Raw genomic sequence first — 17,927 nt, forward strand, 5'->3', positions numbered from 1 at the left:
TGTTCGATTCGAGCGAACTGCGGCGCGGGGCGGATGCGACAGACGAGGTCGCACCCGCCCCACCAGCCGGGTGCCCGAGGGAACTATCCCTCGCCGGACACCCTCCTGCGGCTACGCAGAGTCAGCCATCCACCACCGGCGATCAGCGCGAGCGCTGCACCGGCGAGCCAGACGACGTTCGCACCCGTCACGGGCAGCGACGACGACTGGTCCGGCGCCGGCTTGCTCGGCGCAGGCTTGCCCGGAGCACCGTTGTGGCCGGTCTCCCCCGCATTCTCCGGCGAGGCAGGTCCACCCGGTTGCGCCGGCCCGCCCGGCTCACCCGAGACCGGCGGCGTCGGCCACTCGGAGCCCGACCCCGGCGGGGTCAGCGATCCGTTCCACGGCGGCAACGGAATCGGGAGCGGGATGATGATCAGACCGTTGCTGCTGGTCTTGTTCTCGAGTCCCAGCACCACCGGCTCGTTCGAGTCACCGGTAAGGGTGACCGAGACTCCGGTCGGCTTGCCGTCGATCGCCGCGACGTCCGCACTACCTTCCTCCACACCCCAGACGACCTCGCCCCACTTGACGTTGGTCACGTCGGTGTAGGCGCCGGTCTCGGCGAAGGTGATCTCGGTGCCCAGCGGGAACTGCACCCGGCCGTCGACGACCGGAGCGTCACAGTCCGCCGTCGGGGTGGCCGGAGCGCCCGGCTTCACGTCGAGGACACAGGAACGGTTCTCGTCGTCGACATCCGTCCACGAGGCCGTGACCTGGAAGATCGTCGAACCGTCCTTGGCGACCTGATTGCCCTTCGGACCGCTCACGATCTTGTCGATGTCCACGTCCGCCGTGGGGATCGGTCGGTTGCGGATCTCCACCACGGATTCGTCGCCCGCAACGATCTGGACCGTGTTGCGGTCACCGGGCTCACCGGCATCCGCGGCCACGTAGTAGAACGGCCGCGCCCAATCCATTCCGGGCAGGGCGGCGGGATCGACCTCGGAGAAGGTGATCACAGTGTTCCGCGGCAGAACGTCGCCGGACTTCCAGCTCCAGCCGTTTGCGGCGTCGAGGGTGATGGTCTCACCCACGGCCGGGAAGTCGGTTCCTCCCGGAAGTGCCGGATCGATGCCCTCGATCCGGACCTCGAACGCCGCACCGTCGGGCAGGTCGGCCTCTGTGGCGGGGACGGGATCCTCACCGTCGAAGACGAACTTGGTGAACTCGACGGAGCCGTTCTTCCACAGCGCCTCGTTCGACAGCGTGATCAGACGGCCGTCCGTCGGGTCGTCGGAGACGATTCCGGTCGCGGTGCCACCGGGATTCGTGACGAGCCACGATTCGCCGTTCGGGTCCGTGCCCCACGAGATCGTGCCCCATTCGACTCCGGCGATCTCGGGACGCCCGGTCTCGGTGAAGGTCACCTCGGTACCGACGGGGAGGTCGACACCGAGCGACGTGGCCGCGCCCTGCTTCACGGTCAGGTCCTTGGTGACGTACTCGGTGCCGTCCTTCCAACGTGCCTGCACCGTGAACTCGGCGTCGTCACCGACCGCCTCGGCGGCCTCGCCGCCGACCTGCTTGGCGATGCGCAGGGTGCCGTCGTTCTTGTCGACGTAGTTCGTCACCTCGACCTTGCCCGCGTCCTTGCCGATGGTGACCGCGGCCGAGCCGTCGTCACCGATCGTCACGTTCCCGGAGTACGAGGGCACGCCCCACGCGAGGCCGTTGCCGTTCGCCGGAACCGTCTCGGTCAGCGTGACTTCGGTACCGCCCGGCAGATTCGCACCGAACGGAACCGCGGTGCCGTCGGCCGGGAGCGTGAGCGTCTTGGACTGCGGCGCTCCGTCCGCGTTCCAACTGGCGATCACGTCGAACGTCTTCGGCACGGACTTGTCGAATGCCTCGGGACCCGTGAGCTTCTTGCTGACCGCGAAGGTGCCCATGGTGACCTTGGCCTCGTTCGTGACGGAGACCCTGTTCGCCGTGGCATCGGTGCCGATGGTGAGCGTCTTCGGCTCGATCACCGGTGCCGACCACGTCACCCGATCGGTGTTCAGCGGCAGTACCTCCGAGAAGGTGACCTTCGCTCCGATAGGTAGATCTGCCAGCTCGAAGTGCTGGCCGTTCCGCAGGGTGAACTGGCGCACCTCGTCGCCGGTGGTGTCGTCGTCGTCGGCGATGTGTGCGTCGATGACGAAGGACTCGTTGCCGGTGAGACCGCCGAGCCCGTCACCCACGACGGCCTTGGTGATCGTCGCCTTGCCCAGGACGGCGTTGTTGACCAGGGTGACACCGATGTTGGTCTTCGGTGCAATGGTCACGACCGCCTGGGTCTGATCCGCGTTCAGGGTCACGCCCTCTGCCGGACGGAACTTGCCCTGCTCGAAGTAGACGCCGTCGACGGTGGGCAGATCGATCTCGGACAGGCGGATCTGCCAACCGGTACCGCGGGGGTTGACTCCGCTGACGGGTGTGCCGTCCGCCTTCACCTTGACGTTGTACGAGCTGTCCGGCTTGTCGGTCGCCGGGTTCTTACCGGGGGCGAACTCCTCGACCTTGACGGTGAACTCGGTTCTCTGCGGGAACGGCTTGGAGAAGGACGCGACCTCCTTCAACAGCGAGAACGAGCCGCGCGACACGCCGGTGCCGGTGCCGCCGCCACCCCACTCCTGTCGGACGCTGCTCGTGATGGCATCGCGGCCCTGGTAGGTGAGCGAGTTTCCGTACACCGTGCCACGCCCGTCGAGACCACCGCTGGCGGTGCAGAGGGTGTAGTCGATGTAGTACCGGGTCTCACGGTCGTACTCCTCCAACGGCAGGGTGAAGTCGACCCCGCCGGCCGTGCGCACGACGCCGGTGGTGGCGGTGAGGTCCCGCTCGGCAACAGCCTTGTCGCCGAGGAAGTCCCGCGCGATCACCCGGAGATTGAGGTTTGCCTTGATGTCGTTGCCGACGTCGCAGACGGTCAGGGTGCCCGAGAAGGTGTCACTGATGACCGCCGGTTCCGTCAGGCCTTCGAGGTGACGTCCGGGAATCTCCACCTTCCAGTCGAGGGTGGTGCCGGCCGGCTGCTTCTCACCGGCGACATCACGCTCGGTGGTGTTGAGCTGGCCGCTCTTGCCGCTCTTGAACTCGGGGCCCCTCACCGAAGCGGTGACCGGGGGGCGGCCGTTGAGGCTCGCCGAGTTGGCGAAGACCTCGGTGTTGTCCGGGACCCTGTCCTCGGTGAGGCAGGTCCGGTAGCTCACGTAGTAGTACTGCTCCGGGTCGAACGCGGCGACGTCCTTCGGCGTGATCGTGACACTGATGTCCTTGGCGCCGGGGGCGGCATCGACATCGATCGTGAACTGGCCGGTGACATCCGTCCGCCCGGGGCTGTTGCCGCTGGCGTCGGGCAGGTAGTTCGCCTTGGCGATCTTCACGACGAGCCCCGTCGCGCAGACGGCGTGGTTGCCCGTGAGGGTGTCGGCGATGGACACCGTATGGTCGGCGCTGCCGGCGATGAACGTGCCGGGGACCATGATGGTCCAGGCCGCCTCCTTGTAGCGCTTGGCCTTGTCCAGGCTGCCGGACTTCGACGGCGCGGTCTGCGGCGTCCAGTCCTGGCCGACGCCGGTCGACGGCACGTCCTTGTTGCCGATCGTCACGGCGTTGTCGTAGACGGTTCCGACCGGGTCCACCTGTCCACTGGCCGTGCACGAGGTGTACTCGATCCGGTACAGCAGGTTGCTGTCGAACGCCTTGCCGTTCGTGAGCGCGATCGAGACGGGTTCGCCCGCGGCATTCTGGGTGACGGTGACGCCACCGCTGACCGCCTTCAGGTCGCCCGGGCGACCGGACTGCAGCGTCGCGTTGAGCCGACCGGTGTCGCAGAGCTTCATGTTGGCCGAGAGCGCGTCGTTCAGGGTCACCGAACCGGTACCGGCTGCGTCCAGAGCGGCCAGGTCCTTGCCGGGAATGTCGATGGTCCACCGCACGGCCTGCTTGTCCGACTGCAGCTTTCCGGACTTCTTGGCAGCGCCGAGATCCTTGCCGTCGCTGATGCCGCCACCGCCGGGCAGCGGGTACGACTGCGTGAACTCGCCGTTGAGGACGAAATCGATGTTCTCGGCCGTGGTGTAGGCAACTGCCTTCGTGTAGACCTCGAAGTCGCCGTAGACGTCTTCGGGCCTGTCCGCCACCGCATCGGTGAGCACGCAGGTCATGAGGTTGGTGGCGGCCACCAACTCGCAGGTGCCCCAGACAGTGCCGTCGCCGACCAGATCGATCCTGGGGTTGGCGTCGAGTTTGAGGACCTCAGGGAACCGGACGGTGAACTGGTCGCCGGGCTGAGGAGCGGCGGTCCGCGCGTCCCACTTGCCCTTCACCGAGACGGAATCGCCGACCTTGATCTGCTGGCCGTTCGCCCCCTCGACCTGGACGTCGGTGATCTCGACGGTGATCTTGTCGTTGACTCCGCGCGGGGTGACGGCTGCGGCACGCTGCTGCGCCGTCGTGGTCGGCACGCTCGTCGTGGTCACCGGCGACGTCGACTCGGCCGGGGCCGTCGTCGTGGTCACCGGCGCCTGCGACGTGGTGGTCGTCGGCGCCTTGGTCGTGGTCGTCGGTGCGATCGGAGCGGAGCTCTGTCCCGTCGTCGAGGGCGAGCTCTCGGCGGTGCGCGTCGGAGCGGAGGTGGTCGATGTTTCGCTCGGGTTCGCCGAGGCCATCGGGGCGATGGAGAACGAGGATAAGACCAGAGTCAGAACCGCAAAGATCATCCCGAGCGCCGCCCACCGTGACACCACCTCCCCTCCGGCACGACGCAGGAACACACGTTTACGCATGAAGGACACCTCTCGTTCGACACATCCGATTTGCCGCACGCCTGACGAGGGGCCGGCGACCGACTACGGAAACAGGACAAACACCTCATATACACGAAGTGATGACACGAAAAGTGACACAGAAACTCGTTCACACCGGGGATGGGGCCTCGGGCGCGAGCGCGCAGTCATAACGAAATGGCATGCGCTGCTGACCAATTCGGAGTTGCGCCGCGATCCGATCGACACGGACCGGCGATGACCGGACACTTGCGTGCCGATCGGAATCTCACCCTCGAAATCATCCACCTCTCGGCCGAAAGGTGACCCACCGCACACCTTCGCGGTCCACCGGAGACCCCCCGTTCCGAGGGCGGTCGATGCACGCGAAGTGTGTCGTACACCACTGTGCCGCAACCGGTCCGCAGCCGCCAGCCGAAGCGGGGCGAAGGCGCCACCCGATTGCCCGACGGGGCCGAGCCGAAGCAAGGGTGGCCCGAGACGATTCCGTCTCGGGCCACCCCGTCAATCGTCAGGGTTCATCACAGGTCCGTGACATCACCGTCCTCGGCCCTGCGCCTGCGCAGTGCCACAACCAGCACACCGCCTGCGGCGATCAGCAGTGCCAGTCCGCCGGCGACGAGACCGGAGTTCAGCCCGCCGTCACCGTCGGCGCCCAGACCGGAGTCGATCAGCCCGCCCTTGGGATTCGAGGCCTGGGTCTCGGCGTCCGTGCCCGACTCCGTGCCCCCCTGTCCCGGCTGGTTGCCTTCACCGGTGGGGTTGCCGTCGATGACCGGCGTGTCCGTACCCGCCGGCTCGCCCGCAGGTCCGGTCGACCCGGTCGAGCCGAGCGAGCCCGTCAGGAGCCCCGGGATGATCGGGATGATGATCAGACCCGGGAAGCTCGACTTGTCCGGTGTCACCGTCTCGTTCGACGGCTCCGACTCCACCTCGTCGCCCTTCGGGTTCGTGCCCGACGCGGTCGCGACGTTGTCGATGCGTCCGTTCTTCACGTCGGCCCGCGTCACGACGTAGGTCGCGGTGCATGCCACCGAGTCCTTCGGCGCCAGCGACTTCGCCTCGTCGGGGCAGGTGATCGCCGACATCGTGCCGGTGCCCGTGAAGTCGCCCTCGTTCACGGTGACGTCCTTCAGGGTCACGTCTCCGACATTGGTGATCACGAACCGGTAGGTCACCTCCTGCCCCAGCTTCACCTTCTCGCGCGGGTTCGCCTTCTTGACGATGCTGATGCCCGGGTGCGGATGGCCCGGCAGCGACACCTGCGACTCCGGCGACTCGATCGGCTCCTTGCCCGGCGGGGTGCCGGTCGCGGTCGCGACGTTGTCGAGCGTGCCGGCATCGATGTCGGCCTGCGTCAGCGTGTAGTTCGCGGTGCAGGTCACCGCGTCGTTGGGCGCCAGTGCGCTCGCGCCCGCCTCGCAGACCGGATCGGACATCGGCCCGGATCCGGTGAACGACTTCTCGTTCGGGCGAACGTCGGTGAGCGTGACGTCACCGGTGTTCGTGATCACGAACGAGTAGGTGATCTCCTTGCCCACCGTGAACTCGGACGAGTCGGAGATCGACGCAGTCTTCACGATCGACAGGTCCGGGTTCGGGTTGCCCTCGATGCCGCCGTCCGACGGCGGGGACTCGATCGGCTCCTCGGTACCCGGTGGCGTGCCGATCGCGGTGGCCGTGTTCTCCACCTTGCCGGCATCGACATCGGCCTGGGTCAGCTCGTACAGCGCCGTGCAGGTCACCTGCGCACCCGGAGCCAGCGACTTCGCCTCCTCCGGGCACGAGAGATCGGTGATCTTGCCGGTACCGGAGAAGTCGCCTTCCTTGATCGAGACGTTCGCCACCGTGACGTTGCCCGTGTTGGTGACCGCGAACGAGTACTTCACCTTCGCGCCGGCCTTGAAACCGTCCAGGCTCGTCAGTGAGGCCGACTTCACGACCTCGAGCTGGGGCGCCTGCGCACCGGTGACGTCGACGTCCGACGGATCGGACTCGATCGGCGTTCCCGACGGCGGGGTACCCGTCGCCGTGGCAGTGTTCTCGACCCTGCCCACGTTCATGTCCTCGACCGTGAACGTGTAGGTGGCCTCGCAGGTCACCGACTTCCCGGGATTCAGCTCCTTCGCATCGTCCGGGCAGCTGATCGCGGACAGCGTTCCCTTGCCGGAGAACTCGTTCTCCTTGACGCCGACGTCCGTCAGGGTCTGATCACCGGTGTTGGTGATCGTGAACTTGTAGGTGACGGTGTCGTTCACCTGGACGTTCTCCCGCGGTTCCGCGGTCTTCTCGAGCTTCAGTCCCGCCTGGGGATCACCGGCGAGGTTCTCCTCGTCCTGCGGGGACTCGATCGGGGTGTCGGCGCCCGGGGGCGTGCCGACCGCGGTCGCGACGTTGTCGAGCTTGCCGGCGTCGATGTCCTTCTGCGTCAGCTCGTACGTTGCGGTGCACGACACCTCGGCACCCGGCGCCATGGACTTCACTTCCTCCGGGCAGGACACGTCGGAGAGCTCACCGCTGCCGGAGAACGCTCCCTCGACGACCTTGACGTCCGTCAGGGTCTGGTTGCCCGTGTTGGTGACGTCGAATGTGTAGGTGACCTTCTGGCCGACCTTGAAGTCCGAGACACCCTTGGGCGACGCTGTCTTGACGATCTCGAGGTTCGGCTTCTGGTTACTCGTCAGCTTCGCGTCGTCCTCGTCGGACGTGACAGGACCACCCGATGGCGGGGTGCCCGTCGCCGTCGCGGCGTTGTCGAGCTTGCCCCGGTCCACGTCCGCCTGGTCGAGCGTGTACGTGGCGGTGCACGTCACGGATTCGTTGGGTGCCAGCGACTTCGCGGCATCCGGGCAGTCGAACGCCGAGATCCTGCTGCTCTCACCCGTGAAGGCGGTCTCGTTCGGACGCACGTCCTTCAGTGTCACGTTGCCCGTGTTGGTGATCGTGAAGCTGTAGGTGACGGTCTCGCCCACCGCGAACTTGTCCGGGTCCGTCGGCGACGCCGACTTCTCCAGGGCGATCGCGGGCTTCGGCTCGCCCGAGAGCGTCTTGTCCGACGGCTTCGAGGTGACCGGCTCACCCGACGGCGGCGTACCCGTCGCGGTCGCGGTGTTCTCCAGCTTGCCGGCATCGATGTCGGTCTGCGTCAGCGTGTACTTCGCCGTGCAGGTCACCGACGCACCCGGCGCCAGCGACGCCGCCCCTGCGGGGCAATCGAACGTCGACATGTCGCCCGAACCCGAGAACTTCGTCTCGTTCGGATGCACGTCGGTGAGCGTCACGTCGCCCGTGTTCTTGATCAGGAAGGTGTACGAGATCTCCTGGCCCACCTTGTAATCCGCGGTGGTCGACGGCGATGCGTCCTTCACGAGAGACAGTGACCGGGCTGGATTGCCCTCGACGATCTCCTTGCCCGGCGGGGACACGATCGGCGTGTCCGTGCCCGGCGGCGTGCCCGTCGCGGTCGCGGTGTTCTCGATCCTGCCGTTGTCGATGTCCTTCTGCGTCAGCGTGTACTCCGCGGTGCACGTCACCGATGCCTTCGGCCCGAGCGCCTTCGCCGTGTCGGGGCACTCGACCGCCGACAACGGACCGGCGCCCGTGAACGCGCCCTCGTTCACCCCGACGTTCCGCAGCGTCACGTCACCGGTGTTGGTGATCTTGAAGCTGTACTTGATCGTCTGACCGAGCTTGTAGCTCTCTGCATCCTTCGGCGACGCGGACTTCACGATCGAGATGCCGGGCGTGGCCGGACCACCCTTCAGCGGCACCTTGGACTCGGCGGAGTTCACCGCCTTGCCACCCGGATCGGTGCCGGTCGCGCTCGCGGTGTTGTCGACGGTGCCGCGGTCGATGTCCTCCTGCTGGAGCACGTACGTCGCGGTGCACGTCACGGAAGCCCTGGCGGCCAACGATTTCGCGCCCTCAGGGCACGAGAAGTCGGACATCTTCGCCTTACCGGAGAAGTCCTTCTCGACCGGCTTGACGTCCTTCAACGTCACATCGCCGGTGTTGGTCATCTTGAAGCTGTAGGTGATCGTGTTGCCGACCGTGAAGTCGGCTGCGGTGTTCGGCGCAGCCGTCTTCTCCAGCGCGAGACCGGACTTGCGTGAGCCGTTGGTGAAAGTGCAGCTGATGCTCTTGCCGGCGGAACCACTGGGAACCGCCACGGTGCCCGTCGCGCCGTCCCCACTCGAGATCGTGGCCGACGTCTTCGCGTCGACGCACTCCCACGTGGTGCGGTAGTTCGAGAGATCGGCTCCGCTCTTCGCAGTCTCCTTGATCGTGTACGACTTGCCCGAGAGTCCGAGCACCGGCCCCGCCACCGCGTCCTGAAGCCCCTTCTTGTCGCCGGACGTCGTTGCCGTGTTTCCGGTGCTCAGACCGTTGCCGGTGATCTCGAGGCCGAATTGGTCACCGGATGCGACGCGGCCGTCGGGGAGGTTCTTGTGAAGCTCGATGGTGACCGGATCGGTGCACGAACCCATGTCGGTCATGTCTCCTGCTTGGGAGAACGACGCCACCTGGCCGCCGGTGCTCGGATCGACGCGCACCAAACTGCTGCTGCTGCCGACGTACAGGTAACCGCTGGGACCGAAGGCGATCGAGTTCGACTTCTTGAACGCGCTGGTCTGCTCGGTGACAGCAGTACCCGTCAGGTTGTTCGAGCTCGGAGTGATCGGCCCCGCGATTCGGTACACACGGCCGTTGGAGTCGCCACCCGCGACGACGTACATGTTGCCCGTCGCATCGAAGGCCAGGTCGCCGTTGCCTCCGGGTGCACTCGGCAGCGATGCGGTGATGATCGAGTTCGACACCACACCGGTGCCGGGGTTGTAGGAACCGAACTTGAACGTGTCACCGCCGTCACGACCGCCGAAATAGAAGATTCCGGTGGTGGGGTCGATGGCGCCGTGGGTCCCCGAAAGGCTCAGCTTGTGTGTGGCGCTCGTGGTCTTCTCCGTCAGGGCGTCGTACTTGTAGATCGTCTTCCCGGAGGTGTAGACGGCGTACGCGCCGCCCGGCGCGATGCCGAGCTGGTTCGCCTCGTTGCCCGACACCGGGAAGGATGACGTCGCAGCTCCGGTGTTCGGGTCGATCCGCTTCGCAGCATTCGAACCGTCGTCTACCGAGTAGAGAACGTCGCAGCTCAGCGGTGTTCCCGCTGCTGCCGCCGTCCCCGCCCCGACCGTTGCGGTCGTAATCGTGACCATGGCGGCCAACATGGCCATGACCACAGTTCGGATGACGCCCCTGCGCAGGGCGCCGCTCAACCTCACCATTTGAGGCCCTTCTTATGGACGCCCGGCCGGATTCGGCTGCGAGCGATGGATGACATGGACAATCACCCCGACGCGGGACATACAAACACAATCGGTAGTACACGTCCTTCATCCCCGGAGCGCCTCGAACTGCTTCACCCGAGCGTTCACCCCCGCGAAAACACAAGCACCGCAGCGTCTTTCATGCAGGGCATGTACCGAGGGTGAGAAGCCAGGGTGATAGCGCAAGATTCAACCATTTCACCCGCAGATTCATACCTTTGTACTGCAGTCCAAAATCGCTGCGCACCAGAGGTATTCGACCGGAACGACGCGGACCGGTGCACGACTGCGGGCCGGCCCCCTACTCTGCTGTGACGCTTGATAATTCCCGTTACTCGTGTGACTCGATGCGCACACGAGAACGGCCCGCTCGATCATCAATCGAGCGGGCCGCTGTGGCGTTACGGATCAGCGACGGCCGAGCATGCGCACCACGAGGATTGCCGTGATCAGGAGCACGATCGCAGTTGCGCCGGCCGCGATGTGCATGCCGTCGACGAAGGCCGCCTGCGCCCCGTCGACGAAGGCCTCGGCTTGCGGCGCCGGCATCCCCTTGGAGACCTCGACAGCGCCACCGAGCGTGCCCTGCGCGACGTGCGCCTGATCGGGGGTGAGTGCCGAGACGTCCATTCCGCGGCGGAAGATCGCCAGTACGACACTGCCGAGGATGGCCACACCCAGCGCCACGCCGAGTTCGTATGCGGTTTCGGAGACCGCGGACGCTGCACCGGCACGTTCCGGCTCCACCGAGCTCACCACCAGATCCGACGTCAACGTGAGCGCCACACCGACACCGGCGCCGGCGAGCACGAATCCGATCACGAAGGCCTGCGGGCCGCTGTCCGGCTGCAGTGCGATCATGACGGCGGCACCGATTGCCGCGATCACCAGACCGATGCTCAGCACCCGGTTGGGCGCCCAGCGGCGGACGAGCCACGCCGCAGCCAGCGAGGCGAACGCACTGACCAGGGTTCCCGGCAGCATCAGCAGTCCGGCCTCGAGCGGCCGGTAGCCGAGCACCAACTGCAGGTACTGCGACCCGAAGAACAGCACGCCGGCGAGCGCGAAGATGGACAGCAGGTTCGTCAGGACGGCCGTCGAGAACGCGGGCCGGGCGAACAGCGTCAGGTCGATCATCGGATCGGCCAGCGTCTTCTGCCGGCGCACGAACGCCCAGCCCGCGGCGAGTCCGACGACACCGACAGCGGTGAGTACCCAACTCGGCCCGTGGACCGCGGTCTCCTTGACCGCGTACACCATCGGCACCATGGCCAGCATCGACAGTCCGGCGCTCACCAGATCGAAGCGGCCCGGGGCCGGATCCTTCGACTCGGGAATCACCAACGGCCCGAGAGCGATGAGACCGATCATGACCGGGATGTTGACGAGGAAGACCGAACCCCACCAGAAGTGCTCGAGCAACCAGCCACCGACCAGCGGTCCGGCCGCCGCGCCGCCACCGGCCATCGCGCCCCACACGCCGATCGCGGTGGTCCGCTGACGAGGGTCGACGAACATCGTGCGGATGAGCCCGAGGGTCGCGGGCATCAGCGTCGCACCCGACACACCCTGGAGCACACGCGCCGCGATCAGCATCTCCGGACTCGACGACCACGCCGCGATCAACGACGCCAGGCCGAAGCCGGCCGCACCGATCAGCAGCAGGCGGCGGCGCCCGATCCGGTCGCCGAGGGTGCCCATCGTCACCAGCAGACCCGCCAGCACGAACGAATAGACGTCGATGATCCACAGCAACTGCGTGCTGCTCGGCTCGAGGTCCTCACTGATGAACGGCAGCGCGAGGTCGAGGACCGTCGCGTCCACCGAGATGAGCAGCACGGCGAACGCGAGCACGACGAGGCCGAGCCAGTCCTTCCGGCTCGCCGTCACGTCGTGCGAATCCCGCACGGTGCCCACAGACATGCTTCCACTCCCACACGAACTGGTTGATGAACAGGAACCGACCGGGGAGTTAACCGTCCAGCCGGTACAGTAGTGAACTCCAGAATAGCAGTCGACCGTCCAGCCGGTACAGTGATTTTCATGGCATCCGACACACGCGATCGCATCCTCGACGCACTCGAGAGCCTTCTCCTGACCCAGGGACTCGCGCAGGTCACCCTCGAGGCGGTGGCGGCGGAGGCAGGCGTCTCCAAGGGCGGTCTGCTCTACCACTTCCCCAGCAAGGAAGCACTCCTGGCCGGGATGGTGCGACGACTCGGCGACCGCTCCGACCAGCAGCTGGCCGACGCCGTCGCCTCCGGGCGGACCGTCTCGGAGATCTATCTGCAATACCCGCCGGCCGAGTCCGCCGACGAGATGACGCTGTATCGGTCGATGCTGGCCGCGATGCGCAGCGCCGACGGCCGGCACGACGAGGTGCAGCAGGCAATCGCCGACGTGATGCGGTCGTGGGACGACGGGCTGCTGGCCGAGATCGACGACCCGGTGCATGCCGAGATCGTCCGCCTCGTCGGCGACGGCATCTATCTGGCGGCCCTGCTCGGACTCCCGGAATCCGACCCCGATCTGCACCGCCAGGTCGTGAACCGACTACTCGGCACCGACCCGGCGGGCAGAGATCGTTCGGACGAGACGCCCGCTACGTGAGGTAGCGGTACGCCGGCGAGCCCGGCTCGAGCTGCTCGACGACGATGCGCGACGTGCGCATCCGATCGAGCAGATCCGACAGACCGTCGGCCGACCCCAGTTCGATACCCACGAGCGCGGCACCGGTCTCACGGTTGTTGCGCTTGACGTACTCGAACAGCGTGATGTCGTCGTCCGGGCCCAGGACCTCGTCGAGGAACCGGCGCAGCGCGCCCGGCTCCTGGGGGAAATCGACGAGGAAGTAGTGCTTGAGCCCCAGGTGAACCAGCGATCGTTCGAGGATCTCGCCGTAGCGGGACACGTCGTTGTTGCCACCCGAGACGAGACACACCACGGTGCTGCCGGGCGCGACGTCGAGCTGACCCAGCGCGGTCACCGAGAGCGCCCCGGCAGGCTCGGCGATGATGCCCTCGTTCTGGTAGAGCTGCAGCATCGCGGTGCAGATCGCGCCCTCGTCGACCTGCGTCATGGCGAAGCGCTCGGGTCCGCGCCCCGCACGAGTACCGGCGACCAGGGGCAACGACGCGTGCGAGACGACGCTCGCCCCCAACCCGGCAACCACGGCGTACGGCAGATCGCCGACCCGCTTGACCGCGGCACCGTCCACGAACGGGTCGACCTCGGGTAGCGTGACCGGCCCGCCCGCCACCAACGCGGCGGTCATCGACGCGGCACCGGCCGGCTCGACGCCGATGATGGTGGTCTCGGGCGCACGCTCGTGCAGGTAGGTGGCGATACCGGCGATGCAGCCGCCGCCGCCGACCGGTACGACGACACTGTCCGGTGCCTCTCCCAGCTGCTCGAGGATCTCGGCGGCGATGGTGCCCTGACCGGCGGCGGTGCGGGCGTCGTCGAACGGCGGCACCATGGTGGCACCCGTCCGCTCGACATCCGCGGCCGCGGCCGCGGCCGCGGCATCGTAGGTCTCGCCCGTCGGGATCAGTTCGACGAACCCGCCGCCGTGCACCATGATCCGGTCGCGCTTCTGCTTGGGGGTGTTGGCGGGCACGTAGATCCGGCCACTGATCTCCATCGCCCGGCACGCGAACGCGACACCCTGGGCGTGGTTCCCGGCGCTGGCCGCGACCACGCCGGCGGCGCGCTCGGCGTCACTGAGCTGCATGATCAGGTTGTAGGCACCGCGGAGTTTGTACGAGCGCACCACCTGCAGGTCCTCCCGCTTGAGGTAGACCCGGGCTCCGGTCAGCGCCGACAACCGCTCACTGAACTGCAGCGGTGTCGCATCGATAATGTGTGCAATTCGCTCCGCAGCGGCGTCGATCTCGTCCGCGGTGAGCGCGGGCGAGGTTACCTTCAGATCTGCGAGTTCCGGCGAATTAGACACCCATGCATTTTCCCACTACAGGCGGGCGGGCGCGCAACCGCCCCACCGTTCGCCGGACGCGATGTCCGCGCAGTCACCCTCGCGGCGAGAACTGGGACGGTCGCGGCACGTTGCGCAGATTCGACTTGGCCATCTGAACCGCTTCGGCCACACCGCCGTTCATCACCATCTTGGACATGGCCAGTGCGAACCCTCGGACCTGACCGCCGGTGATCGAGGGCGGCAGCGACAGCGCGTTCGGATCGGTCACGATGTCGATCAGAGCGGGTCCGTCGTGCGCGAACGCCTCTCGGAGCCCCGACTCCAGATCGGCAGGATCCTCGATCCGGCGTCCGTAGAGCCCCAAAGCCGTTGCAACAGCGGCATAGTCGACGGAAGGGACATCCACTCCGAAATCGGGCAAACCATCGACGAGCATCTCGAGCTTGACCATGCCGAGGGTGGAGTTGTCGAACACGACGATCTTGACCGGCAGTCGGTACATCGCGACGGTGATCAACTCGCCCAGCAACATCGACAGCCCGCCGTCACCGGACATCGCGACCACCTGCCGACCGGGTTCGGCGAACTGCGCGCCGATCGCGTGCGGCAACGCATTGGCCATCGACCCGTGCAACGCCGACGACAGGAACCGGCGACGGCCGTTCGGGTTCAGGTAGCGCGCAGTCCACACGTTGCACATTCCGGTGTCGGCGGTGAAGACCGCGTCGTCGGCGGCGATATCGTCGAGGATCGAGGCGGCGTACTCGGGGTGGATCGGAACGCGCTGTTTCGCGGGTTCGGTGTAGGCACCGACGACCTTCGTCATGAGCTTCTCGTGCCGGTCGAGGGTCTTCTCGAGGAAGGTGCGACTCGACTTGCGGTGCACGAGCGGTTGGAGGGCGCGCAGCACGGAGCGGGTGTCCCCGTGAACGGGGAGGTCGACACCGGTGCGCCGGCCCAGCGTCTGCGCCGCGACGTCGATCTGCGCGGTCCGCACGTCACCGGGCAGGAACTGGTCGTACGGGAAATCGGTGCCCACGAGAATCAGCAGGTCCGCGTCATGGATCCCGTCGTGCGCGGCCCCGTACCCCAGCAGCCCGGTCATGCCGACGTCGAACGGGTTGTCGTACTGGATCCATTCCTTGCCACGCAGCGTGTGACCGATCGGCGCCCCGACGGTGTCGGCGAGGGCGAGAAGTTCGTCCCGGGCACCGCGCACTCCTGCACCAGCGAAGATCGCGACGGCGGAAGCCTCGTTGACGGCGTCCGCGAGAGCCTGGACGTCCTCGTCCGCCGGAACGAGCGACGGGGTACCCGTGCGGGCGAGCGGGGGCGCGGTGCCCTCGGCCGGCTCCTCGGCGATATCGCCCGGCAGCGTGATCACGGCGACGCCCGACTGTGCGATCGCGTGCTGTATCGCGCTCTGCACCACCCGCGGGGATTGCGCGGGAGTGCTGATCATCTCGGTGTAGCGCGAGCACTCGACGAACAGCCGGTCCGGGTGGGTCTCCTGGAAGTAGCCCATCCCGATCTGGGTGCTGGGGATGTGGGAGGCGATGGCGAGCACGGGCGCTCCCGAGCGGTTCGCGTCGTATAGACCGTTGATCAGGTGCAGGTTGCCCGGTCCGCACGATCCCGCGCAGACCGCCAGTTCGCCGGTGACCTGCGCGTCCGCTGCGGCCGCGAAGGCGGCAGCTTCCTCGTGCCGGACGTGGATCCAGTCGATGCCACCCTCAGCCGCCCCGCCTGTTCTGCGGACGGCGTCGACGACCGGATTGAGACTGTCCCCCACGATGCCGTAGATCCGCCGCACGCCCGCTTCGACGAGTTGGGAAACCAATTGATCTGCAACAGTTTTCGACGCCATCCCAAGCCTCCGGCCACGGTTCCGAGTGTGGTTGTTCCTGCTTCGCAGGCTACTCGGAACCGGGCCCGACGGCTGGGGGACGGCGACGCCGCCCGCTACTTCTGGGGGGACAGAACGAAGACCGGGATCTGCCGATCGGTGTTCTGCTGGTACTTGGCGTAATCCGGCCACGCCTCGACCGCACGCTCCCACCAGACGGCCTTCTCGTCGCCGGTGACCTCACGCGCGACCATGTCCTGCTTGACGGGGCCGTCCTGCAGTTCGACGCGGGGATCGGCCACGACGTTGTAGTACCAGACCGGGTTCTTCGGGGCACCGCCGAGCGACGCGACGACGGCATACTCGCCGTCGTGCTCGACGCGCATCAGCGGCGTCTTGCGCAGCTTGCCGGACTTGGCACCGACGGTGGTCAGGATGACGACGGGTTTGCCCTCCATCGTCGTTCCCTCGGTTCCGCCCGAGCGTTCGTAGAGGTCGACCTGGTCCGCGGCCCAGGACGAGGGGCTGGGTTCGTATTCACCGGTGAGAGGCATGCCCTCAAGTGAACACCCCACACTTGATCTTGACCACCCGATCGGCCGGACGACGGGATTTCCGTCACACGTCGCAAATTGTTCGTTGCGCCGAACTTCGCGACGTCGGTAAGCTGAACACACCGGCAGGATGACCCGAAACCACGCGAGAGAGGTGCACGCAATGACCACCGCTGCACTCCCCCGCCGCTCCCGCGGCCGGTCCGGCGCCACCGTCGATCTCGCCGGCACCGCCTGGCCGCTCTACAAGCTCGAAGCCCTCGCCGCGGGACTACTCGTCTTCGTTCTGGTTCTCGCCGTGACGCAGGTGCTGCAACCAGCAGTTCTGACGGCGGCGGGCGTGGCCGTCGTCGTGTGGTGGGGGCGGCGCGTCATGCTCGCGCGCCAGTCGACGACACCTCTCCGCTGAGCTTCCCCGGACCGGTTTCTCGGACCGGTTTCCCGGACCGACCGGACCCGTCCCCACGCGACGCGGCCGGCGCCGTGACCCCCTCGCGGATCGCTTCGTCCGGCGCGGTCGCCGTCGACGCCCTACGCTCGGGCGATGCGCACACGCCGATTGCTCGCGCCCCTCGTCGCTGTCGGAGCGGCCTTCACGCTCCTGAACCCCGCTCACGCCTCGGCCGACACCGCGGTGGCCACCGCGTGCGGAACGCCGTTGAGCTCGAACGAGATCGACGCCATCGTCGCTCTGAGCGATACGTCCACATTGTCCGGCACCGGTCTACCGCGACTCGAGTCCGCGATCGACCGACACCACCGGATCACCGAGATCCTCGTCGACCACCGGGACCGGCGCGGGCTGTTCTCGATCGGGCTGGACGCCGTCGAGTACGCGGCGGTCCTGCCTCTCCAGCGCGACCCGGTCGCGTTACCGGACCGCACCTGGTCGCCGACCATCAGCTACAACCTGCTCACACGCTATCTGCGCAATCTGCACGCCGAGTTCACCGGCGCGCCGGTCGATCCGGCGTGGTTCCACTACTTCGCCCTGACCCGGCAGTGCGCGCAGAGCCCGGCCCGGGTCGCGATGGCCGGCTACAACTCCCACCTCACCGTCGACCTCGCGCACGCAGTCGACACCAGCGGCACCCGACCCGAACATGTCCCCGACTTCTATCGGATCGTCGATTCGATTGCACTCGAAGGCGATTCGATCGTGACCCTCACCAAGGACCGGTACGGCGCCGACCTCGGACCACTCTGGCGCTTCTACTTCGTAGGTGAGGGCCTCGATCGCCTCGCCGGCAACGACCAACCGTCGCGGACGCTGCTGCGTGCCGCCGACAGCGGCTACAACACCGTCACCCTGGCGAACGGTTTCGCGCTCCAGAACCCGCAGGTGCGGCCGTCCGCCGAACAGGAGATCGACGGCCTCTGGCGAGTGACGGACACTGCCCTGCAGACCCTGTCCGACCTCGGCGGCCTCTGACCGATCGGAGGTTTGCGGGC

Annotated in this window: 10 protein-coding genes; 4 read left to right on the top strand and 6 right to left on the bottom strand. The window is 67.0% G+C overall.

From position 1 onward, the window contains the following. Positions 1-83: 83 nt before the first annotated feature. Entirely contained in the window at positions 84-4,508 is a 4,425-nt protein-coding gene (locus PSS76_RS15965) for a DUF5979 domain-containing protein (RefSeq protein ID WP_337456343.1), read from the bottom strand. Between PSS76_RS15965 and PSS76_RS15970 the strand changes: the two genes are divergently transcribed. Next, entirely contained in the window at positions 4,483-5,055 is a 573-nt protein-coding gene (locus tag PSS76_RS15970) for a hypothetical protein (protein WP_233282394.1), read from the top strand. The genes PSS76_RS15965 and PSS76_RS15970 overlap by 26 nt on opposite strands. 280 nt (positions 5,056-5,335) lie before the next feature. Here the strand turns inward: PSS76_RS15970 and PSS76_RS15975 are convergent, their stop codons facing one another. Further along, complete coding sequence (locus PSS76_RS15975) at positions 5,336-10,096, bottom strand: CLIPPER-2 domain-containing protein (RefSeq protein WP_337456344.1); 4,761 nt, start codon at positions 10,094-10,096, stop codon at positions 5,336-5,338. A 450-nt stretch (positions 10,097-10,546) separates the two neighbouring features. Next, entirely contained in the window at positions 10,547-12,061 is a 1,515-nt protein-coding gene (locus tag PSS76_RS15980; protein WP_041674294.1) for an MFS transporter, read from the bottom strand. A gap of 120 nt (positions 12,062-12,181) precedes the next feature. Here PSS76_RS15980 and PSS76_RS15985 point away from each other — a divergent pair, with 120 nt between their 5' ends. Next, the gene (locus PSS76_RS15985) at positions 12,182-12,748 is read left to right on the top strand and encodes a TetR/AcrR family transcriptional regulator (protein ID WP_238773015.1); all 567 of its coding nucleotides are present in this window, start codon (positions 12,182-12,184) and stop codon (positions 12,746-12,748) included. Here PSS76_RS15985 and ilvA read toward each other — a convergent pair. The 3 genes from ilvA to PSS76_RS16000 all read right to left on the bottom strand — a co-directional run bounded on the left by ilvA (position 12,741) and on the right by PSS76_RS16000 (position 16,475). After that, positions 12,741-14,093 carry a threonine ammonia-lyase IlvA gene (gene ilvA / locus PSS76_RS15990; RefSeq protein WP_005512575.1) on the bottom strand — a complete coding sequence of 451 codons (1,353 nt, stop codon included), beginning with the start codon at positions 14,091-14,093 and terminating at the stop codon, positions 12,741-12,743. The two genes, PSS76_RS15985 and ilvA, sit on opposite strands and share 8 nt — an antisense overlap. A 73-nt stretch (positions 14,094-14,166) precedes the next feature. Beyond that, positions 14,167-15,942, bottom strand: coding sequence for a pyruvate dehydrogenase (locus PSS76_RS15995; RefSeq protein ID WP_005512574.1), 1,776 nt, complete (start codon positions 15,940-15,942; stop codon positions 14,167-14,169). Between the two features lie 95 nt (positions 15,943-16,037). Next, the gene (locus PSS76_RS16000) at positions 16,038-16,475 is read right to left on the bottom strand and encodes a nitroreductase family deazaflavin-dependent oxidoreductase (protein WP_005512572.1); all 438 of its coding nucleotides are present in this window, start codon (positions 16,473-16,475) and stop codon (positions 16,038-16,040) included. A 163-nt stretch (positions 16,476-16,638) separates the two neighbouring features. Here PSS76_RS16000 and PSS76_RS16005 point away from each other — a divergent pair, with 163 nt between their 5' ends. Then, positions 16,639-16,884 (top strand): hypothetical protein, encoded by a 246-nt coding sequence (locus PSS76_RS16005; RefSeq protein WP_064079630.1) that lies wholly within the window; start codon positions 16,639-16,641, stop codon positions 16,882-16,884. Positions 16,885-17,019: 135 nt separating this feature from the next. After that, on the top strand, positions 17,020-17,907 hold the full coding sequence (locus tag PSS76_RS16010; RefSeq protein WP_337456345.1) for a DUF5995 family protein: 888 nt from the start codon (positions 17,020-17,022) through the stop codon (positions 17,905-17,907). Positions 17,908-17,927 lie beyond the last annotated feature (20 nt).

This window comes from Prescottella sp. D32 (assembly GCF_037287305.1).
GTDB lineage: Bacteria > Actinomycetota > Actinomycetes > Mycobacteriales > Mycobacteriaceae > Prescottella > Prescottella equi.